Source organism: Streptomyces sp. NPDC048171 (genome assembly GCF_043202655.1).
Classification (GTDB): Bacteria; Actinomycetota; Actinomycetes; order Streptomycetales; family Streptomycetaceae; genus Streptomyces.
Window position 1 is genome coordinate 126,992 of sequence record NZ_JBIDAU010000015.1, and the last position, 23,541, is coordinate 150,532.

The 23,541-nt window shown below is 72.4% G+C and carries 19 protein-coding genes; 10 read left to right on the forward strand and 9 right to left on the reverse strand.

The features are described 5' to 3' along the window. Positions 1-89: 89 nt before the first annotated feature. A complete protein-coding gene (locus ACGF3J_RS34610) occupies positions 90-833 on the reverse strand; it encodes an IclR family transcriptional regulator (protein ID WP_161329415.1) in 744 nt (247 codons plus the stop codon). Positions 834-1,118: 285 nt separating this feature from the next. On the opposite strand from ACGF3J_RS34610, the gene ACGF3J_RS34615 reads away from it, so the two are divergent. Beyond that, entirely contained in the window at positions 1,119-1,442 is a 324-nt protein-coding gene (locus tag ACGF3J_RS34615) for a bifunctional 3-phenylpropionate/cinnamic acid dioxygenase ferredoxin subunit (RefSeq protein ID WP_161329412.1), read from the forward strand. Then, positions 1,439-2,647 (forward strand): NAD(P)/FAD-dependent oxidoreductase, encoded by a 1,209-nt coding sequence (locus tag ACGF3J_RS34620; RefSeq protein WP_393855562.1) that lies wholly within the window; start codon positions 1,439-1,441, stop codon positions 2,645-2,647. Before ACGF3J_RS34615 ends, ACGF3J_RS34620 begins: the two co-directional genes overlap by 4 nt. A gap of 129 nt (positions 2,648-2,776) precedes the next feature. On the opposite strand, the gene ACGF3J_RS34625 is transcribed toward ACGF3J_RS34620, so the two are convergent. Further along, on the reverse strand, positions 2,777-3,343 hold the full coding sequence (locus tag ACGF3J_RS34625; RefSeq protein WP_393855565.1) for a hypothetical protein: 567 nt from the start codon (positions 3,341-3,343) through the stop codon (positions 2,777-2,779). Positions 3,344-3,770: 427 nt separating this feature from the next. Here ACGF3J_RS34625 and ACGF3J_RS34630 point away from each other — a divergent pair, with 427 nt between their 5' ends. From ACGF3J_RS34630 to ACGF3J_RS34645, 4 genes are read left to right on the forward strand one after another with little or no spacing between them, the layout of a single operon-like run. Continuing rightward, the gene (locus ACGF3J_RS34630) at positions 3,771-6,497 is read left to right on the forward strand and encodes a nitrate- and nitrite sensing domain-containing protein (RefSeq protein ID WP_393855563.1); all 2,727 of its coding nucleotides are present in this window, start codon (positions 3,771-3,773) and stop codon (positions 6,495-6,497) included. Continuing rightward, positions 6,494-6,928 (forward strand): roadblock/LC7 domain-containing protein, encoded by a 435-nt coding sequence (locus ACGF3J_RS34635; protein WP_161329010.1) that lies wholly within the window; start codon positions 6,494-6,496, stop codon positions 6,926-6,928. The genes ACGF3J_RS34630 and ACGF3J_RS34635 overlap by 4 nt, the downstream gene beginning before the upstream one ends. 10 nt (positions 6,929-6,938) lie before the next feature. Next, on the forward strand, positions 6,939-7,334 hold the full coding sequence (locus tag ACGF3J_RS34640; RefSeq protein ID WP_161329009.1) for a DUF742 domain-containing protein: 396 nt from the start codon (positions 6,939-6,941) through the stop codon (positions 7,332-7,334). Positions 7,335-7,380: 46 nt separating this feature from the next. Then, the gene (locus ACGF3J_RS34645; protein ID WP_161329008.1) at positions 7,381-7,986 is read left to right on the forward strand and encodes an ATP/GTP-binding protein; all 606 of its coding nucleotides are present in this window, start codon (positions 7,381-7,383) and stop codon (positions 7,984-7,986) included. A gap of 10 nt (positions 7,987-7,996) precedes the next feature. Here ACGF3J_RS34645 and ACGF3J_RS34650 read toward each other — a convergent pair whose 3' ends face one another. From ACGF3J_RS34650 to ACGF3J_RS34665, 4 genes are all read right to left on the reverse strand, one after another. Then, positions 7,997-9,283 (reverse strand): serine hydrolase, encoded by a 1,287-nt coding sequence (locus ACGF3J_RS34650; RefSeq protein ID WP_161329007.1) that lies wholly within the window; start codon positions 9,281-9,283, stop codon positions 7,997-7,999. A gap of 123 nt (positions 9,284-9,406) precedes the next feature. Then, on the reverse strand, positions 9,407-10,948 hold the full coding sequence (gene glpK, locus ACGF3J_RS34655; protein ID WP_161329006.1) for a glycerol kinase GlpK: 1,542 nt from the start codon (positions 10,946-10,948) through the stop codon (positions 9,407-9,409). A 51-nt stretch (positions 10,949-10,999) separates the two neighbouring features. Then, positions 11,000-11,749, reverse strand: a complete 750-nt coding sequence (locus ACGF3J_RS34660; RefSeq protein WP_161329005.1) for an MIP/aquaporin family protein — start codon at positions 11,747-11,749, stop codon at positions 11,000-11,002. A 328-nt stretch (positions 11,750-12,077) separates the two neighbouring features. After that, positions 12,078-13,703, reverse strand: coding sequence for an EAL domain-containing protein (locus ACGF3J_RS34665; RefSeq protein WP_393855564.1), 1,626 nt, complete (start codon positions 13,701-13,703; stop codon positions 12,078-12,080). A 149-nt stretch (positions 13,704-13,852) separates the two neighbouring features. Here ACGF3J_RS34665 and ACGF3J_RS34670 point away from each other — a divergent pair, with 149 nt between their 5' ends. Beyond that, a complete protein-coding gene (locus ACGF3J_RS34670; protein ID WP_161327402.1) occupies positions 13,853-14,662 on the forward strand; it encodes a M15 family metallopeptidase in 810 nt (269 codons plus the stop codon). A 48-nt stretch (positions 14,663-14,710) separates the two neighbouring features. Continuing rightward, positions 14,711-15,247, forward strand: a complete 537-nt coding sequence (locus tag ACGF3J_RS34675) for an NUDIX domain-containing protein (protein WP_161327403.1) — start codon at positions 14,711-14,713, stop codon at positions 15,245-15,247. Here the strand turns inward: ACGF3J_RS34675 and ACGF3J_RS34680 are convergent. Beyond that, positions 15,238-17,616 (reverse strand): glycoside hydrolase family 31 protein, encoded by a 2,379-nt coding sequence (locus ACGF3J_RS34680; RefSeq protein WP_161327404.1) that lies wholly within the window; start codon positions 17,614-17,616, stop codon positions 15,238-15,240. The genes ACGF3J_RS34675 and ACGF3J_RS34680 overlap by 10 nt on opposite strands. A 212-nt stretch (positions 17,617-17,828) precedes the next feature. On the opposite strand from ACGF3J_RS34680, the gene ACGF3J_RS34685 reads away from it, so the two are divergent. Both ACGF3J_RS34685 and ACGF3J_RS34690 read left to right on the forward strand, forming a co-directional pair. Next, positions 17,829-19,805 carry an acetoacetate--CoA ligase gene (locus tag ACGF3J_RS34685; protein WP_161327405.1) on the forward strand — a complete coding sequence of 659 codons (1,977 nt, stop codon included), beginning with the start codon at positions 17,829-17,831 and terminating at the stop codon, positions 19,803-19,805. 121 nt (positions 19,806-19,926) lie between these two features. After that, positions 19,927-20,817, forward strand: coding sequence for a hypothetical protein (locus tag ACGF3J_RS34690; protein ID WP_161327969.1), 891 nt, complete (start codon positions 19,927-19,929; stop codon positions 20,815-20,817). A gap of 69 nt (positions 20,818-20,886) precedes the next feature. On the opposite strand, the gene ptsP is transcribed toward ACGF3J_RS34690, so the two are convergent. After that, on the reverse strand, positions 20,887-22,557 hold the full coding sequence (gene ptsP, locus ACGF3J_RS34695) for a phosphoenolpyruvate--protein phosphotransferase (RefSeq protein WP_161327970.1): 1,671 nt from the start codon (positions 22,555-22,557) through the stop codon (positions 20,887-20,889). A 77-nt stretch (positions 22,558-22,634) separates the two neighbouring features. Next, on the reverse strand, positions 22,635-23,084 hold the full coding sequence (locus ACGF3J_RS34700) for a PTS glucose transporter subunit IIA (RefSeq protein WP_161327968.1): 450 nt from the start codon (positions 23,082-23,084) through the stop codon (positions 22,635-22,637). Between the last annotated feature and the right edge of the window lie 457 nt (positions 23,085-23,541).

A 23,541-nucleotide genomic window follows, 5' to 3' on the forward strand; every position in this document is an offset into this window, starting at 1 on the left:
TCGGGTCCCGCGCCGTCGGACGGACGCCGGCGGGGCCGCCCGCCGGGTGGGTGCGCTCAGTGGGGCCGCCCCGCCGAGTGGGAGCGTGGTCAGTCGCCGTAGCCCATGCGGCGGGACAGTTCGACGCCCGCCGCCAGCGCGCGCTTGGCCAGGTCCGGCAACCGCTCCGGCGTCAGCCGGTACACCGGGCCCGAGACGCTGATCGAGGCGATCACCTTGCCGTCGTGCGAGCGCACCGGCGCCGCCACGGCCGCGAGCCCGATCTCCAGCTCCTCCTGCGTGATCGCGTAGCCCTGCGCGGTCACCGTCTCCAACTCGCCGCGCAGCACCGACGCGCCGGTGACGGTGTGTTCGGTGAACCGGTGCAGCGGGCGGGCCAGCAGCCCCTCGCGCAGGGTGGCCGGCAGGTGGGCGAGCAGTACCTTTCCGCTGGCGGTGGCGTGCAGCGGGGTGCGCCGGCCGAGCCAGTTCTGCGCGGTGACGGAGGCGGTGCCGCGGGCCTGCATGACGTTGACCGCCGCGTCGTCGTCCAGCACCGCGATGTTCGACGTCTCGCCGAGTTCGTCGGCCAGTTCGCGGCAGACGGGCACGCCCTCCTGCGAGATGTCCAGCCGTACGGCCGCCGCCCCCGCCAGGCGCAGCACGCCGGCGCCCAGGTAATACTTGCCGCGCTCCTTCTCCTGCGCCACCAGACCGCGGTTCTCCAGCACGCCGAGCAGCCGGAACGCCGTGGACTTGTGCACGTCCAGTTCGTCGGCGATCTCGGTGACACCCGCCTCCCCGAGCCGGGCGAGGATCTCCAGCACGGTCACGGCGCGGTCCACCGACTGCACGCCGCTCACGGCGCCCCTGCCTGACTGCTTGTTCTCCACGCGGTCCTCACCAGGGTCGGGCTGCTGCTGTGTGCGGGTCATGGCTCAACTCTCACCACCTGGCGGCCCGATCGGGCCGCATCTGCGGGAAGCCCTTGACGCCACGGGCGCCCGCCCGGATTCTGTTGCGCATAGCGCTCTCCAATGCGCCATGTGAAACATCATGTTACCGAAGCGTCCGGATCCCGGAAGGGTACGCGCTCCGCACCCCGCCGAACCACGCGTTCCGGACCGAGAGGGGAGCCCATGATTCCCGTCTGCCGTCTCGAAGACCTCCCCAAGGGCGGGTCCACCCGCGTCGAGACCAGTCCGCCGATCGCCGTCTTCCACACCGACGACGGAGATCTCTACGCCGTCGACGACACCTGCAGCCACCAGGACGCCTCTCTCTCCGAGGGCTGGCTGGAGGGATGCCTGGTCGAATGCCCGCTGCACGCCGCCTCGTTCGACCTGCGCACGGGCCTGCCGACCTGCCTCCCGGCCCGTCGGGCGGTGCGCACCCACCGCGTGAGCGTCGAGGACGGCTTCGTCCACGTCCATCTCGCCGCGGAGGAGGGCAGCGCCGCATGAGGACCGTGACCGTGGTCGGTGCCTCCCTGTCCGGCTTGTACGCCGCCCGGGAACTGCGGGCCCAGGGGTTCGACGGACGCCTTGTGGTGGTCGGCGACGAACCCCACCCGCCCTACGACCGGCCGCCCCTGTCCAAGGAGTTCCTCACCGGCCGGGCCGACGAGGAGGACCTGGCGCTCACCGACGCCGAGGAGACCGCCGAACTGGACGCCGACTGGCTGCTCGGTGTCCGCGCCCGCGGCCTGGACGCCCGCGGGCGGACCGTACTGCTCGACGACGGCCGCACCGTGTCCACGGACGGCGTCGTCGTCGCCACCGGGGCATCGGCACGGCGCCTGAAGGGCGGCGGCCTCGCCGGGGTCCACACCCTGCGCACCCTGGACGACGCCCGCGCCCTGCGCGCGCGCCTCACCCGCGGTCCGTGCCGGGTGGTGGTCGTCGGCGGTGGCTTCGTCGGCGCCGAGACCGCCTCCTCGTGCGCCGCCCTCGGCCACGCCGTCACCGTCGTCGAGGCGGCCGCGATGCCACTCGTGCCGCACCTCGGCGCGGAACTGGCCGCCGTCTGCGCCACCCTGCACGGCCGTGCCGGGGTCGGGCTGGTCACCGGCGCGTCCGTGGCCGCGCTGCGCGGCACGGCGGCCGTCACCGGGGTCGACCTCACCGACGGACGCGCGCTGCCCGCGGACGTGGTGATCGTCGGCATCGGTGCCACCCCCAACACCGCCTGGCTGGCGGGCTCGCCGCTGCTCCTGAACGACGGCGTCCTGTGCGACGACGGCTGCGTGACCGCCCTGGCGCAGGTGGTCGCCGTCGGCGACGTGGCCCGCGTCGGCGGCTCCCGTGCGGAGCACTGGACCTCCGCCACCCAGCAGCCCCGGGCCGCGGTGCGCAACCTCCTCGCCGGACGCACGCTCGAGAGCGCGAGGTCGGTGCCGTACTTCTGGTCCGACCAGTACGGCTCCCGCCTCCAGTTCGCCGGGCGGCGCCGGGACGGCGACACCGTGCGCATCACCGAGGGCGGGATCGCCGGCGGCACGCCTGATGTGGAGGGCTTCCTGGCCCGCTACGAACGAGACGGGCGTACGACCGCCGTGCTCGCCGTGGACCGGCCCCGCCCGTTCATGCGGGCCCGCCGCGAACTCGCCGCCGAGGAGGCCGGGATGACCCCGGTGACCGTCGGCGGGGCGGGCCCGGGCGGGCGGTGAGGCGTGACCCGGCGGGTGGCGTCGGCGGAACCACCCGGCCGGCGTGCGGCGCGTCGCCGCCCGCCCACGGCGCCCGGAACGGGCCTCCGGCCCAGCGGGCCGCTGCCGCGCAGTCGCTCAAGGGCGTGCTCAAGGGTGTGACAGGCGGCTCGCGCCACCGCCCCGCCGGCGTATCCGCTCCTGGCTCCGCTCGGCGGACCGCGCCTGGCGCCGGGCCCGGCGACGCTCGCGCCGCATGGCCCGCGCTGTGCTGCTCGGCTCCGACACCACGCCGTGCCGCTGGTTCCAGACCTGCCGCGTCACCCACACGTCCAGCACGCCCCACGTGGCCACCACCGTGCCCGCCACGCTGCCGATCACCATGGGAAACGCCAGCCACGACTCCGCCATCGTGCACAGGAAGGCCACCATCGCCATGATCAGCGTCACCGCGACGACGATCACCGCGCGGACGGCCGCCGTGCGCACCGGATCCGGCAGCCGGCGCCGCCGCGCGGGCTCCTCCCTCCACAACGGCCGGTAACCGGACGGCTGCTCGCGCCCCGCCCGCCTCCCCGGTCCCTCCGGCCGGTCCCGCGCCGCTCTGCCCGTACCGGCTGCCGGAATGTCGCGATCCGGTGCCTCGGGGGCCGATCGGGCGGTCACCCGGGCCGCACCGCCGTCCTCGGGCGCACCGCGCCGCTCCGCCGTGCCCATCGACATGTCACTCCCCACCGCCAGCAGACAGCTCGACCGTGTCCCACGACACGGCTCCCCTCTGGCTGCCCGGCTTGCGCTGCTTTACGCCGCCCAGAGGCTGGATGCGGCTCCTGTGGCCGATTCCGCCTCCATTTCCCGTAGTGAACGACGAACCAGGGGCGCCCAAGATTCCCGAAAGGCCCGCGCAGTCGAAGAATTTCGGCCAATCCGCCCGGTCGAGCCCGAGCCGAACCCTCCCCGCACACCCCGATCCCGGGAGGCAATCTCCCGCAATGACCGGACAACTGACCATCGCCGTCCCCCGGCTCGGAGGTTCGTCCGCCGGACGGGCCTTCGAGTTACGTATGCGTCAGTAGTAGGCTCGCGCCGTTTGTTGACGCACATGTGTACCCCCTGCCGGAGGGGGATCGAGCTGGGGGAGGCCATGCGCTTTCGCGGGAAGTCGATCCGCCGGAAGATCGTGGCGCTGCTTCTCGTGCCGCTGGTGTCCCTGACCGCGATCTGGGCGTTCGCCACGGTACTCACGGGACGCGAGGCGGAACGGTTGTTCAGCGTCTCCACCGTCGTCGAGGAGATCGGCTATCCGATCGAAGACACCGTCCGCGTCCTCCAGCAGGAACGCCGACAGACCCTCGTCCACCTCGCCGACCCGCGCGCCTCCGACGGTTTCGCCGCCCTCCAGCGCAGCCGCGCCGCCACGGACGACGCCGTCGCCGAGATCCGCCGCAACGCCGCCGACGACGGCGTGCGCGACGACCTGGGACAGGCCGAGGAGGAGCGGCTCACCGCCGTACTGGACGCCTTCGACGGCATCGGCTCGCTGCGCCGCAGCGTCGAGGACGGCACCGTCGACCGCGCGCAGGCGCTCGGCCTCTACAACCGCCTGGTCGACCCCTGCCACGACCTGCTCGCCAGTCTGAACGTCGTCGACAACGTCGGTCTGGACAAGCAGTACCGTGCGCTCGTCAATCTCTCCCGCGCCCGCGAACTCCTCTCCCGCGAGGACGCCCTCCTCGGCTCCGCCCTGGTCACCGGCCGGCTCACCCGCGCCGAGATCCGGGACGTCTCCGACCTCGTGGCGCAGCGCACCCTGATGTACGGCATCAACCTGCCGCTGCTGCCTTCCGCCGAACGCGGCCGCTACGAGCGCTTCTGGAAGAACGCCTCCTCCGCCCCGCTGCGGACCGCCGAGGAGGCCGCCCTCTCCACCGGGGCCGGAACGCCCAGCGGCGTCACCGCCAAGAGCTGGGACACCGCCGCGGGCAGCGTCCTGGAAGAACTCGGCGCCCTCGACGACGACGCGGCCGACCGCTACCAGGACCGGGTCGACCCGGTCGCGACGAACGTCATCGCCAAGGTGGTCGTCGCCGGTGCGCTCGGCCTGATCGCCCTGCTCTACTCCCTCTTCCTCTCGGTACGCGTCGGCCGCTCCCTGATCCGCGACCTCAAGCAGCTGAGACTGGAGGCCCACGAGGCGTCCGGCGTGCGGCTGCCCAGCGTCATGCGCCGCCTCTCCGCGGGCGAGGAGGTCGACGTGGAGACCGAGGTGCCGCGCCTGGAGTACGACAAGAACGAGATCGGCGAGGTCGGCCAGGCCCTCAACACGCTGCAGCGGGCCGCCGTGGAGGCCGCGGTCAAGCAGGCCGAACTGCGCGCCGGTGTCTCCGAGGTCTTCGTCAACCTCGCGCGCCGCAGCCAGGTGCTGCTGCACAAGCAGCTCACGCTGCTGGACACCATGGAACGCAGGACCGAGGACACCGAGGAACTCGCTGACCTGTTCCGCCTCGACCACCTGACCACGCGGATGCGCCGGCACGCCGAGGGCCTCGTCATCCTCTCCGGCGCCGCCCCGTCCCGGCAGTGGCGCAGGCCCGTCCAGCTCATGGACGTGGTGCGGGCCGCCGTCGCCGAGGTCGAGGACTACGAGCGCATCGAGGTCCGCAGGCTGCCGCGGGTGGCCGTCACCGGACCGGCGGTCGCCGACCTGACCCACCTGGTGGCCGAACTCCTGGAGAACGCCACGGTGTTCTCGCCGCCGCACACCGCCGTCCAGGTCCTGGGCGAGCGCGTCGCCAACGGCTTCACCCTGGAGATCCACGACCGCGGCCTCGGTATGGCGGCCGACGCCCTCCTGGACGCCAACCTCAGGCTCGCCGAGACCCCCGAGTTCGAGCTGTCCGACACCGACCGTCTCGGCCTGTTCGTCGTCAGCCGGCTCGCCCAGCGGCAGAACGTCCGGGTCTCCCTCCAGCCCTCCCCGTACGGCGGCACCACCGCGGTCGTCTTCGTCCCCGACGCGCTGCTCTCGGACGACGCCCCCGACACCAACGGCATCGGCTTCCGCCTCGACCGCCCCCAGCACGTCAAGGAGAAGGGGCGGGAGGAGAGCCGTCGGTCGGCCCTGTCCCACGTGCCGGCACGGCTGCCGGAGCGCCCGGCCGCGCTGCTGGACGGTCCGGTGGAACTGGAGGCGCCCGTCGACCTGGACGCCCTCGACGGCCTGCCGGGCGGGCTCGACGACGAGGACGGCGAACGCGGCGGCCTGTTCCGCCCGCGCCGCTCGCTCGCCGCGGCCGACGACGACCACGGCTCGGCGGGCCGGCCGGGCCAGGACGACGACCCGGCCGACGCGGACGCACCCCTCCCGCTGCCCCGCCGCCGCACCCCCAAGCTGGTCAGTTCGCACGGCCGCCCGGTCCCCTCACGGGACACCCGGGACAGGACGGACGACCAGCCCCCGGCGGACGCGGACACCGACGGCACTCGCGTCCCGGCCGCACCGCGGGCGGGAGCGGACGAACCGCCCGCGCTGCCCTCCCGCCGGAAACGCGGACAGCCCGCGGGCCGTGACGGCGGCGGCGCCTTTCCAGGCGGCCGAGCCGAAGGCCGGGACGCCGACGCCGAGGAGTCCGGTGCGTTGCCCCGGCGCGTACGGCAGGCCAACCTCGCGCCCCAGCTCCGGCAGGGGCCCGAACCGTCCGATGACCGCTCCGACCCCGCCGACCGTGACGCCGACGAGGTCCGCAGCCGGATGGCCTCACTCCAGCGCGGCTGGCGGCGCGGGCGCGAGGAGAACGCCGCGGGTGACGACGTCCCCGGCGGCACCGCACCAACAGCACCACGAGGAACGACAGAGGGGGACGGTCGATGACCGCACCGAAGGCGATCGGCCACAGCGCGACCAAGTCCGGGGAGCTGAACTGGCTCCTCGACGACCTGGTCGACCGGGTCGCGAGCATCCGCAAGGCAGTCGTCCTGTCCGGCGACGGCCTGGCGACGGGTGCGTCCAAGGACCTGACCAGGGAGGACAGCGAGCACCTGGCCGCAGTGGCGTCGGGCTTCCACAGCCTCGCCAAGGGCGTGGGCCGCCACTTCGAGGCGGGCAGCGTCCGGCAGACGGTCGTCGAACTCGACGAGGCCTTCCTGTTCGTCACCGCCGCCGGCGACGGCAGCTGCCTCGCCGTCCTCTCGGACGCCGACTCGGACGTCGGCCAGGTCGCCTACGAGATGACCCTCCTCGTCAAGCGTGTCGGCGCACACCTGGCCACCGCTCCACGCACCGATGTGCCCTCGGGCGGGTAAGTGGGATGACATGAGCGCAGACGGTCAGGGAAGAAACCACTGGTTCGACGACGAGGCCGGCCCCGTCGTCCGTCCGTACGCCATGACGCGCGGTCGCACCACCAGCGCGGCCCAGCACCGCCTCGACCTGATCGCGGTGGTCGTCACGGAACCCCACGCGGACGACCCCGAGGCGGACGTCACCCTCTCGCCGGAGCACGTGGACATCGTCGGACTGTGCCGGGAGACCCCGCAGTCGGTCGCCGAACTCGCCGCCGAACTCGACCTGCCGATCGGGGTCGTACGGGTCCTGGTCGGCGACCTCGTGGACGTCGACCTGGTCCACGTCAACCGGCCCGTACCCCCGGCCGAACTGCCGGACGAGAACATTCTGCGCGACGTGATCAATGGACTGAGGGCACTGTGAACCCTCCCGTCGGCTCGTCGAGCGGCACGTTAAGGAGTAGAGACCGATGATCTTCGGGCGTTCCCAGCGCGGCAAGCCGCCGGTCGAGCCCGTCACCCTCAAGATCCTCGTGGCCGGCGGCTTCGGCGTGGGCAAGACCACCCTGGTCGGCGCGGTCAGCGAGATCCGGCCCCTGCGCACCGAGGAACTCCTCACCGAGGCCGGGCGGCCCGTCGACGATCTGAGCGGGGTGGAGGAGAAGCACACCACCACGGTGGCCATGGACTTCGGACGCATCACGCTGCGCGAGGACCTGGTGCTCTATCTGTTCGGCACGCCCGGCCAGGAGCGGTTCTGGTTCATGTGGGACGAGCTGTCGGAGGGGGCACTGGGGGCGGTCGTCCTGGCCGACACCCGGCGCCTGGAGGACTGCTTCGCCGCCATCGACTACTTCGAACGGCGGTCCATCCCGTTCCTGGTCGGCGTCAACTGCTTCGAGGGCTCGGCCCGCTATCCCTCCGAGACCGTCCGCCAGGCCCTCGACCTGGACGCCGATGTGCCCGTGGTGATGTGCGACGCGCGTGACCGGGAATCGGTCAAGGATGTCCTCGTCGGCGTGGTCCAGCACGCGATGGCCCAGGCGGCCGACCGCCGCCGGGTCGTCACGACCTGACCGGCGCCGGTCACCGGTCACAGAACTCCGCCTCCAGCACCGCGTCCTCGGCGGCCTGGCTGCCCCAGTCACCGTTTCTGTTGAGGGTCAGCACGTGGCGGCCGTCGCGGGTGGCCGCCACTCGGGACAGGGAGCCGGGGACCTGGCCGCCGTGGCCCCACACCGTCACACCGCAGGAGAGTGTGTCGCCCCGGATCCCCAGCCCGTAGACGGCGGCGCCCTCGGTGGGGTCGGGTGTCCGCCGCGTCGCCGTCGGCTCCTCCTCCCCTTCCTCTGCTTCCTCCTCGACGATGGGCACCGCCGCGAACATCTCCTTCATCTGCCGCCGGGGCAGCAGTTCGCCGCGGAGCAGTGCGCCGAAGAACCGGTTGACGTCGCGGGTGTTGGAGATGATCTCGCCGGCGGCACCGGCGACGGAGGGGTTGAACTCCGTGACGTCGTGCACGGGGGCGTTCGGGGTGTCGTCGTAGAGCCTGGAGTAGTGCCTGCCGTGCGTGCGGGGCAGGGCGGACGACGAACCGGGCACGACGGTGGAGCGGAGCCCCAGCGGTTCGATGATCCGCCGCTCGACCTGGTCGGCGTAGTCGTCGTCGGTGGCCTTCTCGATGACCAGGCCGGCCAGGATGTAGTTGGTGTCGGAGTAGGCCCAGCCGGTGCCGGGAGCGAACAGCGGCGGGTGGGACAGGCCGATGCCCACCAGCTCTTCGGGGGTGGCCCCGTCGTAGCGGTGGACGAGGAAGGACTCGCCGGTGAACTTGGCGAGGAAGCCCGCGTCGCGGTTGTAGTTGAAGATGCCGCTGGTGTGGTTGAGCAGGTGGCGCAGGGTGACCTCTCGGCCGTCGTTGCCCTGGCCCCGCACGAGACCCGGCAGCCAGTCCTCGACGGTGTCGTCGAGCGAGAGGACGCCTTCCGCGTCCAGTTGCAGCAGCACCGTCGCGGTGAAGGTCTTGGTGAGGCTGCCGATCCGGAAGTGGTCGGCGGGACGGCGCTGTTCGCCCGTACCCAGGTGCGCCACGCCCGCGTCGCCGGACCACCGGTGACGGCCTTCGCGTACGCCGGCGAGCGCACCGGGTGTGCCCTCCGCGACGATCGCGTCCAACGCCGCCCGAGTCGCGGCGTGCCCGCCGCGTAAGCCGTCCCTCTGGTCGTCCGCGCTGCGGGCCGCGGCCGGCACCGCCGCGACGGTGCCGGTGGCCACCAGCGCGCACACCGACGCCACCACGCCCGCCCGGAGTCCCGCTCCGCCCCGCTTCCCCGTGTCACCCTGCCGCCCCGACGGGCGCACTCGATCAGTCATCGGCTTCCCCCTGACGCCTCTGATGCTCGGACGCGACGGTCATCGCGCTCCGTGATTCCCATCCAATCCGAGCGGAATGTCACGAACATCAGGGAGAACCCCGAAACGCCCCCGGCCCGACCCTCAGTCGGCGGGACCCGGACCCGGCCCGTCCTCGTCCTCCAGCCAGCCGAAACTCTTCTCCACCGCCCTGCGCCAGTTGCGGTACTCGCGGTCGCGCACCGAGGACTCCATCGCCGGTGCCCACTCGGCGTCCCGCTGCCAGTGCGCCCGGAGGGCGTCGAGACCGTCCCACACCCCGGTGGCCAGCCCGGCCGCGTACGCCGCGCCGAGGCAGGTCGTCTCGGAGACGCGGGGCCGGATCACCGGCACTCCCAGCACGTCCGCCTGGTGCTGCATCAGCAGCCCGTTCTTGGTCATGCCCCCGTCGACCTTCAGAGCCGTGATGCGCACCCCCGAGTCCTGGTACATCGCGTCCACGACCTCACGCGTCTGCCAGCTCGTCGCCTCCAGCACCGCCCGCGCGAGATGCGCCTTGGTGACGTACCGGGTGAGGCCGGTAACCACCCCGCGCGCGTCGGAACGCCAGTACGGCGCGAACAGTCCGGAGAACGCGGGCACGATGTAGGCGCCCCCGTTGTCCGCCACGCTCGCCGCCAGTGGCTCGATCTCGTCCGCGTCGCGGATGATGCCGAGCTGGTCGCGGAACCACTGCACCAGCGCGCCGGTGACGGCGATCGAACCCTCCAGGCAGTAGACGGGCGCCTCGTCGCCGATCTTGTAGCCCATGGTCGTGAGCAGCCCGCTTTTCGACGGCACCGGCCGGTCACCGGTGTTGAGCAGCAGGAAGCTGCCGGTGCCGTACGTGTTCTTCGCCGTGCCCACGTCGTAGCAGGCCTGTCCGAACACGGCCGCCTGCTGGTCGCCGAGCGCGGAGGCCACGGGCACGCCGGCGAGCTGGCCGACGGCGGTGCCGTACACCTCGGCCGACGACCTGATCTCGGGCAGCACGGCCTCGGGGATGTTCATCGCCGCAAGGATGGCCGGGTCCCACTGGAGGGTGCGGAGGTCCATCAGCATGGTGCGCCCGGCATTGGTCACGTCGGTGACGTGCCGCCCGCCCTCGGTGCCGCCGGTGAGGTTCCAGATCAGCCAGGAGTCGATGGTGCCGAAGGCGATCTCGCCGCGCTCGGCGCGGGCCCTGAGGCCGGGCACGTTGTCGAGCAGCCAGGCCGCCTTCGGCCCGGAGAAGTAGCTGGCCAGCGGCAGACCGGTCGACTCGCGGAAACGGTCCTGCCCGTCCGTGCCGCCCAACTGGCGGCACAGCGCCGAGGTACGGGTGTCCTGCCACACGATGGCGTTGTGCACCGGCTTGCCGGTCGCCCGGTCCCACAGCACGGTCGTTTCGCGCTGGTTGGTGATGCCCAGTGCGCTGAGCTGGTCGGCGCGCAGCCCGGCCTTGGCGATCGCCCCGGCGACCACCGCCTGCACCTTGGACCAGATCTCGGTGGCGTCGTGCTCCACCCAGCCCGGCTTGGGGAAGATCTGGCGGTGTTCGCGCTGGTCGACGGCGACGATCGCACCGTCCTGGTCGAAGACGATGCAGCGGCTGGAGGTGGTGCCCTGGTCGATCGCGGCGACGTACTTCGTGGAGTGGTCCGTCATGGCTGCCCCTTGGGCTGGATTCGGAGGACTGAAGGCCGTTCGCAGAGCCGTTCAGAAGGCCACGTTGTAGATGAACCCGGCGAGCACCCCGCCGATCAGCGGCCCGGCCACCGGGACCCAGGCGTAACCCCAGTCGGAGGTGCCCTTGTTGGGGATCGGCAGGAAGGTGTGCACGATGCGCGGACCGAGATCGCGCGCGGGGTTGATGGCGTAACCGGTCGGTCCGCCGAGGGAGAGGCCGATGCCGACCACGAGCAGGGCGACGATCAGCACCAGCGTCCCGGACTCGCCGAGCCCCTCGGTGAGTCCGAAGGCCAGGATCGGCAGCACCAGCCCGACGGTCGCGATGATCTCCGTGACCAGGTTGGCGACCGGGTTCCGGATCTCCGGGATCGTGGAGAAGATGCCGAGCGTCGGCATCGGCTCGTCCGCGGTGCCCTCGGTGGTGCCGGTCTGACGGACGTTGGCCTGGAACTGGGCGAAGTAGGTGAGGTAGCAGAGGACGGCGCCGAGCATCGCCCCCACCAGCTGTCCGAGGAGGTAGATCCAGACCTTGCCCCACTCGCCGGTGTCGACGGCGATCCCGATGGTGACGGCGGGGTTGAGATGCCCGCCGGACAGCGGCGCCGCGGTGTACGCGCCCGCCAGCACACCGAACCCCCAGCCGAACGCGATCACCACCCACCCCGACGCCCGCGCCTTGCTGTACCGGAGGGTCACGGCGGCGCAGACACCCGCGCCGAAGAGGATGAGGATCGCCGTACCGATGATCTCGCCGACGAAGATGTCTCCGTTGCTCATGGCGGCTCCTAGGCCCTGGCCCGGGACGGTCGGCCCCGGTCCTCACGTGCGGGGTGCGTTCCCATGGCGAGTTCCGCCGCGGGGGCGTGGGTGACGAGCGTGCCGTAGCAGCCGAACCGCCCGTGGGGGAGCGGGCCCCCGAGCACCGGGGAACCCGCGCGACGCAGTGCCGGAATACGCCGAGATGTACGGCGATGTCGACTGACACCGGAAGTGTTCACCGGCGTCCCGGGAGCGTCAAGGTGGCCGACGGCAACGGTTGCGGCGACACGCCGACACGCGCGCGTGGCCGACGGCATGCCCGGCCGCCGGCGCGGCGGGCGTCCGCTCAGCCGGCGGGCGCCGCCGACCGGTCCGAGCCGCGCCGGACCTCGTGCCCCGGAGCGCCCGCCCGGCCCAGCACCCAACTCGCGCCGCGCAACGCCTTGGCGGCCTTCTTGAGCGGTGCCAGGCCCGCCGCGGCCTGCCGGTGGTCCGGCACGGTGCCCGGGGCGCTCAGGACCGTCGCGAGGGAGAGCGTCACGGGCCGCCCGCCGGCCGACCACGGGACGTCCAGCACGGACGCCACCAGCGGATCCAGCCCGTCCGGGTCGGTGAGCACCAGGAAGTCGTCCCCGCCGATGTGTCCCACGCGCGTGGTCCCCCTCGCCGACCGGAGCAGCGCCTGCCCGACCGACCGGATCAACTCGTCGCCGGCGGCGAATCCGGCCCCGTCGTTCACCTGCTTGAAGTGGTCCACGTCGAGCCAGCTCAGCGCGAACGCCCGCCCGTCCGCGATCCGCCGGTCGACCTCGTCCGTGATGGCGTCCGAACCGGGCAGCCGGGTCAGCGGGTTGAGCCCGGCCGCCTCCTCCACCCGGCTCTCGGCCAGTGCCCGCACCAGGTCCGCCAGCCGTACGACGCCCACGCACCGCCCGTACGCGTCCACCACGGCCACGTCGTCCGACGTACGGCCCCGGCCGCCGACCGCCACCACGTCCAGCACCTCCCACGCCGTCGCGTCCACGCCCACCGTCCGCGGCGCGTCGCCCAGCTTCGCGGCCGGGCGGTCGGCGTAGAGCGCGTGCCCGTAGCGTGCCGACATGGACAGCAGGAAGCGGGAGCGGTGCACCGACCGCACCGGCACGCCGTCGCGGTCCACGAGCAGCGCCCCGGACACGTCGGGCGACCCGGTCAGCAGGGCCCGCACCTGACCCGCCGAGGCCGTCACGGGCAGCAGCGCGGCCGGCCGCACGAACTGCCGTACCGACGGCCCCGAACGCGGCGCCGGTACGACGCCGGGCGGGCCGGACGGAACGTACACGTCCGCCGCGGGCAACCGGGCCGGCGGCGCGAACAGCTCTCCCTGCGCCCACTGCGCCCCGGCCGCCCGCGCGACGGCGTACTGCGTCTCCGTCTCGACCCCCTCGACGGACAGCAGCGCCCCCATCTCGTCGCACAGCACCCGCATCGCCCGTACGGCCGCCGGTCTGGCCAGCAGCGACGCGTCGAGCTTGACCAGTTCCGGCGCCAGGTCCGTCAGCAGCCGCAGCGGCGCGTCCCCGTCGCCGACCCCGTCCGCGCAGATCCGGAACCCCTGGCCCCGCAGCACGGCCAACGCCTCCAGCAGGGCCTGCCGCGGCACGTGGGTGTACGGCGGACAGACGTCGAGCGTCACCTCCCACGGCATCCGGCCGGCCTCCCGCACGGCGTCGTGCAGGGGCTGCAGCCCACCCAGGTCGGCGAGGGTGCCCGCGAACACGTTGACGTGCAGCGGCAGCAGCGTCTCCTTGCGCACCGCCGCGCGCAGCGCCGACACCGCCAGGCGGCCGTCGAGTTCCGGGTCGCGGCGCGCCTCGGCCAGAATGTCGCCGCTCTCCGGGCGGGCCAGTATCTCCAGCGCCGCGACCCCGCCGGTCATCAGATTGACCACCGGTTGGAAGGCGAAGCGGAGAGGATCCGTCCAGGAGCGCACGGGAGCAGGATCGCCTCGCCGGCACCCACGCGGGCCCAGTTCATGAGACGTTCACGCGGGATTCCGGCTCACCGGCACCGCACACGCGCGGTGCGTCGCCGGACCGCCCCCTTCCCTCACGGGAGGCGATCCTGATAGATGCAGGGAACATGACACGACTCTCGACCGCGCTGCGCGCTCTGGCCACCGTCTTCGCCGCCCTGCTTGCCGTCACGGCCGTACCCGCCACCGCGCAGGCCGGGCCCGAACCGAGGGCCCCGGAGAACTTCGTGGCCCTGAGGAGCGTCGATCCGACGATCATCCAGGAGATCCGCTACGTCACCCCGCACAACTTCGTCGGCGAACCGATCGACGGCTACCGTCAACCGCTGTGCATCCTGACCCGCCCCGCCGCCAAGGCCCTGCACAAGGCGCAGACCCGGCTGCTGCGCCAGGGCTACTCCCTGAAGGTGTACGACTGCTACCGGCCGCAGCGCGCCGTCGACCACTTCGTCCGCTGGGCCGAGGACCTCGACGACCAGGCCATGAAGGCCGAGTTCTACCCCGAGGTCGACAAGACCCGCCTCTTCGACGACGGCTACATCGCGGAGAAGTCCGGCCACAGCCGGGGCTCGACCATGGACCTGACGATCGTCCGGCTCCCGGCGAAGCCGACCCCGCCGTACCGGCCCGGACAGCCCCTGGTGCCGTGCTTCGCTCCGCAGGGCGAACGCTTCCCCGACAACTCCGTCGACATGGGCACCGGATACGACTGCTTCGACACCCGCTCCCACACCCTCGACCCCCGCATCCAGGGCACCCAGCGCGCCAACCGCCTCCTGCTCAAGGACACCTTGGAGGACGTGGGCCTGGTAAACCTCCCCGAGGAGTGGTGGCACTTCACGTACAAGCCCGAGCCCTACCCGGACACCTACTTCGACTTCCCGGTCTCCAGCAGGTCCCTCACCGGCCGCCGCTGAACGGGCTGCCGGAGCCGCCCGCTCCGCGAATCGGATACAGTCCGCCGCGTGTCCGAAACTCAAACCTCCGTTCCCAACTCCGCGCCGAATTCACACTGTTCGAGCTGCGGCACGCCCTACGGAGAGGGCGTCTCCGGCTGGCCCCGCACCTGCCCCGCCTGCGGCACCGTGGCCTACCGCAACCCACTGCCGGTCGCGGTGGCCCTCCAGCCCGTGTACGACACGCAGGGCACCGCCCTGGTGGTCATCACCCGCACCGTGGCCCCCGCGCGCGGAGGCGTCGCCCTGCCCGGCGGCTACATCGACGACCGGGAGGACTGGCGGCAGGCCGTCGTCCGCGAACTCAAGGAGGAGACCGGCATCGACGCGGCGAGCCACGACGTACGGCTCGCCGACGCCATGAGCTCGCCCGACGGCCATCTGCTGCTCTTCGGCTCCCTCCCCGAGCGTCCGGTCGAAAGCCTCCCCACCTCCCACGCCACCGACGAGACAGAGGGCTGGCACCTTCTGCGCCGGTCGGAGGAGCTCGCCTTCCCGCTCCACACCAGGGCCGTACGGTCCTGGTTCGAGGGCCGCTACCTCTGAGCCGGACGTTCGGCCGTCCCCCGCACACGCACGGGACGGAGCGGCTCCCCGGCCCCGTCTCCGCCCTCGCGCCGCAGGACCACCCGCTCACCCTCCCAGCGCGACACGTAGCGCTCGATCTCCGGCTCCACCCACCCGTCGCCCGCGTCCCGCACGACCAGCCCACCGCCGGTCTGCCCCCGCGCGGGCGCCCACACCTCCAACTCCGGCGCCCCGTCCTCCCCGCGCACCGGAACCACCGCCCCCGCGCGCGCGAACACCGGGATCCGCGCCAACGGAGCCTCCACGAGCACCTGCGCCGGCCCCTCGTACGCCCGCTCCGTCACCACGTCGTACCACCGCCCCCGCGGCAACTGCACCGCACGCCGGTCCGCACCCGGATCGAGCACCGGCGCCACCAGCAGGCAGTCACCCAGCAGGAACGCGTCCTCGCAGTCCCGCAACGCCCGCTCCTCCGGCGACGACCACCACAGCGGACGCACGTACGGCGCACCCGTACGCCGGGCCAGATGCGCCAGCGTCACGAAGTACGGCAGCAGCCGACGCCGCTCGGCCAGCGCCACGCGCGCGTGCTCCAGCACCTCGGCCCCGAACTCCCACGGCTCCCTGCGCCCGGCCCGAGGCCCTCCGTGGGTGCGGAACAACGGCAGGTGTGCCGCCAGCTGGAACCACCGCAGATACAGCTCCGACGACGGATTCCCGTCGGTCCCGCCCACGTCCGGCCCCGCGTACGGCACCCCGCACAACCCGAGACCCAGCACCGACGCCAGCGACGCCCGCAGGCCCGGCCAACCCGTGGCCACGTCCCCCGACCAGGTGCCGCCGTACCGCTGCAGCCCGGCCCACCCGGAGCGCGAGACGACGAACGGCCGCTCTCCGGGCACCAGGGCCCGCAGTCCCTCGTACGCGGCGCGGGCCATGCACAGGCCGTAGACGTTGTGCGCCTCCCGGTGGTCCCCGCCCCTGCCCTCCAGCCAGTGGCGGGCCGAGCGCGGCAGTGTCGGCTCCCCGAAGGCGGCGAACGACGTCGGCGCGTTCAGGTCGTGCCACACACCGGCGAACCCCTGCCCCAGCCGCTCCTCGTAGCGGTCGCCCCACCACTCGCGCCCACGCGCGTGGGTGAAATCCGGAAAGACCACGTCCCCGGCCCGTGCCACACCCCGGACGACCGGCCCGGATGACTCCCGGACGAACACGTCCTCGCGCGTCCCACCGTCGTACACCGGGTTGCCGGGCACGGCGGGCACCGCCGGTTCCACGACCGACACCAGCCGGATCCCGTCCCGTCGCAGCTCCTCGGCGAGAACCGGCAGCTTGGGAAACCGCTCCTCGTCCACGGTGAACACCTGGTGGGCGTCCGCATGACCGATGCCCAGGTGGACCGCGTCCAGCGGCAGATCGCGCTCCTGGTAGCCGGTGACGACACGCCGGACCTCCTCCTCGTCACCGGATCCCCAAAGAGCGTGATGGTGACCCAGCGCCCACGACGGCGGCAACGCGGGCGCCCCGGTCAGCGAGGCCCAGGCGAGCAGCACACGCGCGGGCGTACCCACCATCACCCAGCACCGCAGCGGACCACCGTCCATCCGCAGCACACTCCGCCCCGGCCGGTCGTGCCCGGAGCCCGCCCCCTCCTCGCCCTCCCGCAGGTCGACCGTGCCGTCCCAAGTGCTGTCGTGGAAGACCAGATGCGTCCCGGCGTCGGCCACCACCAACTGCACCGGCATCGTGACGGACAACGGGTCCGGGCCCGGTAGTGAGGACAGGCCCGAGTCGGTGTTCCACAGCCGGTACGTGCCCTCCCGCAGCCGGGGCCCCGCGGACCGCCCGCCGAGCCCGAAGAACCGGGCGTCCGCCGCCACCTCCGACCGCTGCGTCCAGCGCGCCGGCCCGCCTTCGGCCGGCTCCCACCAGCGCGGCGGCAGCTCACGCCGCAGCACCACGCCCCCCGGTGTCCGCACCTCGACGGCTCCGTGCCGGGACACGGCCACCGTGGCCCGCTCCGCGACCACCCGCCGACCGCCGTCCTTGTCCGGCTCCAGCACCGCGCGCGGATCCGGCTCGGGACAACGGCCGGCCAACGCGTACGACGGCTCCGGCCCGGCCCCGTCCCAGCCCCAGAAGACCGCACCGTTCACGGCGACGAGGATGCGCAGCTCCGAGCGGCCGAACCGGATCACCCCACCTCCCGGTCCGGGCTCCACCTCCCGCATCGGCCCCGGCACCCTCGCTCGCTCCGTACCCCGCGGCGGCAGTCCCGCGGCATCGGCCAGCCTCCGGCGCCACGCCGCCCGCACGCCACGCAACCCCTGCGCCGCCCCCGCCGAACCGAACGTCTTCATCGAACGCACCAGGTCACGACCGTCCATGCTGCTCACCCTGCCATCGCCGAGCGCGCCCAGGGGCGTCGTTCAACTGCCGTTCACCCGTGACGGGACCACATCTTCACGACACCGACTATGTGGGGCGCGCCCTGGTGCGGAAGTCGATCACATGGCATCGTCCGTGTCAGCCGCGTCACGCGCACACCCCAGCCCGTGCGCGGAGGACGCACACGACGCGCACAGTCCGGGAGCCGCCCATGTCGACCGTCACCCCCCAGCCGCTCTGGCAGCCAGACCCCCAGCGCGTCGCCCAGGCGCGGATCACCAGGTTCCAGACCTGGGCGTCCGACCACCACGACGCCCCCGCCGACGGCGGCTACCCCTCACTGCACCGCTGGTCCGTGAACGAGCCGGAAACCTTCTGGAAAGCCGTCACGGAATGGTTCGACGTCCGCTTCTCGACCCCCTACGCGCGCGTACTGGGCGACCGCTCGATGCCCGGAGCCCAGTGGTTCCCCGGCGCCACCCTCAACTACGCCGAGCACGCCCTGCGCGCCGCGGCCACCCGCGCGGACGAACCGGCCCTCCTCCACGTCGACGAGACCCACGAGACCGTCCCGGTCACCTGGGGCGAGCTGCGCCGCCAGGTCGGCTCCCTCGCCGCCGAACTGCGGGCCCTCGGCGTCCGCCCCGGGGACCGCGTCAGCGGCTACCTCCCGAACATCCCCCAGGCCGTGGTCGCCCTCCTCGCGACCGCGGCCGTCGGCGGCGTCTGGACCTCCTGCGCCCCCGACTTCGGCGCCCGCAGCGTCCTGGACCGCTTCCAGCAGGTCGAACCCGTCGTCCTGTTCACCGTCGACGGCTACCGCTACGGCGGCAAGGAACACGACCGCCGCGACACCGTCGCCGAACTCCGCCGCGAACTGCCCACCCTGCGCGCCGTGGTCCACATCCCGCTGCTCGGCACCGAGGCCCCCGAGGGAGCGCTCGACTGGACCACCCTGACGGGCGCGGACACGGAACCCGTCTACGAACAGGTGCCCTTCGACCACCCCCTGTGGGTGCTGTACTCCTCCGGCACCACCGGCCTGCCCAAGGCCATCGTCCAGTCCCAGGGCGGCATCCTGGTCGAACACCTCAAACAGCTCGGGCTGCACTGCGACCTCGGCCCCGAGGACCGCTTCTTCTGGTACACGTCGACCGGCTGGATGATGTGGAACTTCCTCGTCTCCGGCCTGCTCACCGGAACGACGATCGTCCTCTACGACGGCAGCCCCGGATTCCCGGCGACGGACGCCCAGTGGCGCGTCGCCGAACGCACCGGCGCCACCCTCTTCGGCACCTCCGCCGCCTACGTCATGGCCTGCCGCAAGGCCGACGTCCACCCGGCCCGCGACCTGGACCTCTCCCGCATCCAGTGCGTCGCCACCACCGGCTCCCCGCTCCCGCCCGACGGCTTCCGCTGGCTGCACGACGAGTTCGCCGAGAACGGCGCGGACCTGTGGATCGCCTCGGTCAGCGGCGGCACCGACGTGTGCTCGTGCTTCGCCGGCGCGGTCCCCACCCTTCCCGTGTACATCGGCGAACTCCAGGCCCCGGGCCTGGGCACCGACCTCCAGGCCTGGGACCCCCAGGGCAACCCGCTCACCGACGAGGTCGGCGAGCTGGTCGTCACCAATCCCATGCCGTCGATGCCGATCCGCTTCTGGAACGACCCCGACGGCAGCCGCTACCACGACAGCTACTTCGACACCTACCCCGGCGTATGGCGGCACGGCGACTGGATCACCCTCACCTCACGCGGCTCCGTCGTCATCCACGGCCGCTCCGACTCGACCCTCAACCGGCAGGGCGTCCGCATGGGCTCCGCCGACATCTACGAAGCCGTCGAACGGCTCCCCGAGATCAGGGAATCCCTCGTCATCGGCATCGAACAACCGGACGGCGGCTACTGGATGCCGCTCTTCGTGCACCTCGCCCCAGGCACCACCCTCGACGAGCCCCTGCTCGACCGCATCAAACGGACCATCCGCGAACAGCTCTCCCCGCGCCACGTCCCCGACGAGGTCATCGAGGTACCCGGCATCCCGCACACGCTGACCGGCAAACGCATTGAGGTACCGGTCAAGCGCCTCCTCCAGGGCACCCCCCTGGACAAGGCCGTCAACCCCGGCTCCATCGACAATCTCGACCTGCTCCACTTCTACGAGGACCTGGCCCGCAAGCGCTCCTGACCAGGCCCTCGACCGGCCGGCCGCCCTCGATCGCGGCCGGCCGACCGCGCCCGCCCGACGCCGTTGTCAGTGCCGCCGATTACTGTGAGTGAGCATTGATCGACCGTGCACAGGGGGAAACATGGCGCACACCGACCAGACCATGCGACGCGTCCTGCGCCGCGAAATCGCGGGCACCATCGGACTGCTCACCGACGAACACGACTTCCGCGCCATGCGGCGCTACCGCAGCTTCACGTTCCACGACCACGCCGCCTATCTCCGCCAGGTCGAAGCCCTCCTGAGGGCACGCGCCGCGGAGGGCACCCACACCACGATCGCCCTCTTCGACCCGGAGGAGTACGCCGACTACTGCACCACGGCGGGCCTCGACCCCGACGCCCCCGCGAGCCGGACCCGGTTCACCGCCGAACTGGCCACCAACGGACCCACCGTCCCGTACGAGGGCCAGCCCCTCACCGACCTGCTGCCGGCCCTGGTCGACGAAGCCGTCCGCCAGGCCACCTGGGAGTACGCGGCCACCCTGCTCGCCCGCCTCGGCACCTGCTCCACCTGCGGCGAAGACCTCGGCCGAGCCGCCTTCACCCGAGCCTCGCGCCTCCTGCTCCAGGTCCTGCGGACGGCTCCACCGGGCAACCGGCACCTGGTGTGCAGCGTCTCGGGAGCCCCGGAAGACCTCGTCTCCGTCCTGCACGCCGACGAGGACATCGACGGCTCCCCACACCTCGACGAGGCCGAGGCCCTCGAATTCACCAGCGTCCTCGCCCTCGGTCTCGCCACCCACAGCCCCGGCGGACTCGTCATGCGCATCAGCCCGGCGAGCGGCCCCGACCGCATCCACGGCTGGCGACTGCGCGGATACGGCCTCGAACCCCTCACCGCCGGCGAGGTGTTCGACGCGTACTGCACCGACGTCGAGAACGGCGGACTCATCTCCCCGGAGTCCAACGTCGACTACTGCGCTCCGCCCGACCTCGGAGACGACCACCTGCCGCCGGGACACCACCACTGACGACCGCGGGGCGCCCCACCCGGAGGTGGAACGCCCCGCACACAGCGACAGCCGCGGCCCCGCCCGGCCCTACTCGCCGGACAGCACCGCCTGAGCCGCGTTGCGCGCCTCCTCGGCGCTCTCCGCCGCCCGGGCGGCCGCGGCGGCCCGCTCGCACTGCGCCAGCGTGAACTTCGCCAGCGTCGCCCGCACATACGGCAGCGACGCCGCACCCATGGAGAGGGAGGTGACACCCAGACCCGTCAGCACACACGCCAGCAGCGGATCCGACGCGGCCTCACCGCACACTCCGCAGCTCTTGCCCTCGGCCTTCGCCGCCTCGGCGGACAGCGCGACCAGGTCGAGCAGCGCAGGCTGCCACGGGTCCTGCAGCCGGGACACCGCACCCACCTGACGGTCGGCGGCGAAGGTGTACTGCGCGAGGTCGTTCGTGCCCAGCGACAGGAACTCGACCTCCTGGAGGACCGAGCGCGCACGCAGCGCGGCCGACGGGATCTCCACCATCGCGCCGAACTTCGCCCGCAGCCCGGCCTCGCGGCAGGCGTCCGCGAACGCCTTGGCATCGGCACGGTCAGCCACCATCGGCGCCATGACCTCGAGGTAGACCGGCAGCCCCTCAACGGCCTTCGCCAGCGCCGTCAGCTGCGTCCGCAGCACGTCCGGGTGGTCCAGCAGCGTCCGCAGACCCCGCACGCCCAGCGCCGGGTTCGGCTCGTCGCCCGGGGTCAGGAAGTCCAGCGGCTTGTCCGCGCCGGCGTCCAGCACCCGCACGACGACCCGCCCCTCGGGGAACGCCTCCAGCACCTGCCGGTAGGCGGAGACCTGCTTCTCCTCCGTCGGCGCGTTCTTGCTGTCGTCGAGGAAGAGGAACTCGGTACGGAAGAGACCGACGCCCTCGGCCCCGGCCTCCACCGCCGCCGGTACGTCGGCGGGACCGCCGATGTTCGCGAGCAGCGGCACCTTGTGCCCATCCGACGTCGCACCCGGGCCGGTCGCCGCGGCCAGCGCCGCCTTGCGCTCGGCCGCCTCCGCCGCCAGCCGCTCCTTCTTCTCGGCGTCGGGGTTCACGAAGACCTCACCGGTGCTCCCGTCGACGGCCACGACCGTGCCCTCGGGAATCTCGCCCGCACCGGGAAGCGCGACCACGGCCGGCACGCCGAGCGCCCGCGCGAGGATCGCGCTGTGACTGGTGGGACCGCCCTCCTCGGTGACGAAGCCGAGGACCAGCGTCGGGTCCAGCAGCGCGGTGTCGGCCGGCGCGAGATCCCGCGCGATGAGGACGTACGGCTCGTCGCTGTCCGGGACACCCGGCATCGGCACCCCGAGCAGCCGCGCGACGATACGGTTCCGCACGTCGTCGAGGTCGGCCACACGACCGGCCAGGTACTCCCCGGCACCGGCCAGCAGGGCGCGATACGCGGCGAAGGCGTCGTAGACCGCCCGCTCGGCGGTGCTGCCGACGGTGATCCGCCGCTCCACGTCCGCCATCAGCTCGGGGTCCTGGGCCATCATGGCCTGCGCCTCGAGGACCGCCTGGGCCTCGCCTCCGGCCAGGTTGCCGCGCGCCATGAGATCGGCGGCCACAGCTTCCACGGCCTTGCGGGCACGACCCTGCTCGCGCTCCGCGTCCTCGGCCGGAATCTGCTTGGCCGGCGGCTCCAGCACCGCCGTACCCATGTGCCGGACCTCGCCGATCGCCACACCGTGGCTCACCCCGACGCCTCGCAGCGTTGTCTCCATCTCACCCGTCCCGATCATGCGGCGGGTCCCGCCGCCGCGGTGGTTGTCCTGCCGGCCGTCGGACGACGGCGTCGCCGTCACTTCCAGAGGAAGAGGCTCTCGCCCGCCTTCACTTCGCCGTCCTCACGCAGTTCGGCAAGCGCCTCGGCCGTGGCCTCCAGAGCCACGATCGGGCAGATCGGCGACTTGCCCGCGGCCTCGACCCCGGCCGGGTCCCAGCGCACCACACCCTGGCCGCGGACCACGGTGTCGCCCTTGTTCACCAGGAGCTCGAACCCCTCGCCGTTGAGCTGCACCGTGTCGATGCCGAGGTGGGTCAGCACTCCGTGGCCGCTGTCGTCGACGACGACGAAGGCGTGCGGGTGCAGGGAAACGATGACGCCGTCGACGGGGGCGACCGCCTCGGAGGGTTCGCGCACGGGGTCGATGGCGGTGCCCGGGCCGACCATGGCCCCGGAGAAGACGGGATCGGGCACAGCGGCCAGGCCGATGGCGCGTCCTGCGAGCGGGGACGAGACGGTGGTCATGGGAAGCCTCCCAGGGCGGGGATCTGTACGAGCCGTCACTGCCTGTCCCGGACGGCACACTGTGCAGCAGCGTATGTCATAGGAAGTACCGGTTCCGCACGAGTGTTCCGAATAGAGGTCTAGACCACACTCGTCAGGGATTTGCACCCGTTCCGCGGCCGCGTGTACAGTTGTGACTCTGCCTGCGGTTGAGCGATGCCAAGCAACACGTCCTCGCCCGGCAGCAACCAACTCATCAGATCCTATCGCTGGATCGCCTTCTGCATGCTCGCAGGACGGTGGTCAAAAGCACCGGGGAAAGCCTGATAGTGTTGGAAACACCGAAGGGAAGCGCCCGGAGGAAAGCCACGAGAGATTATCTCGGGTGAGTACAAAGGAAGCGTCCGTTCCTTGAGAACTCAACAGCGTGCCAAAAGTCAACGCCAGATATGTTGATACCTCCGGCCTGATCGGATCT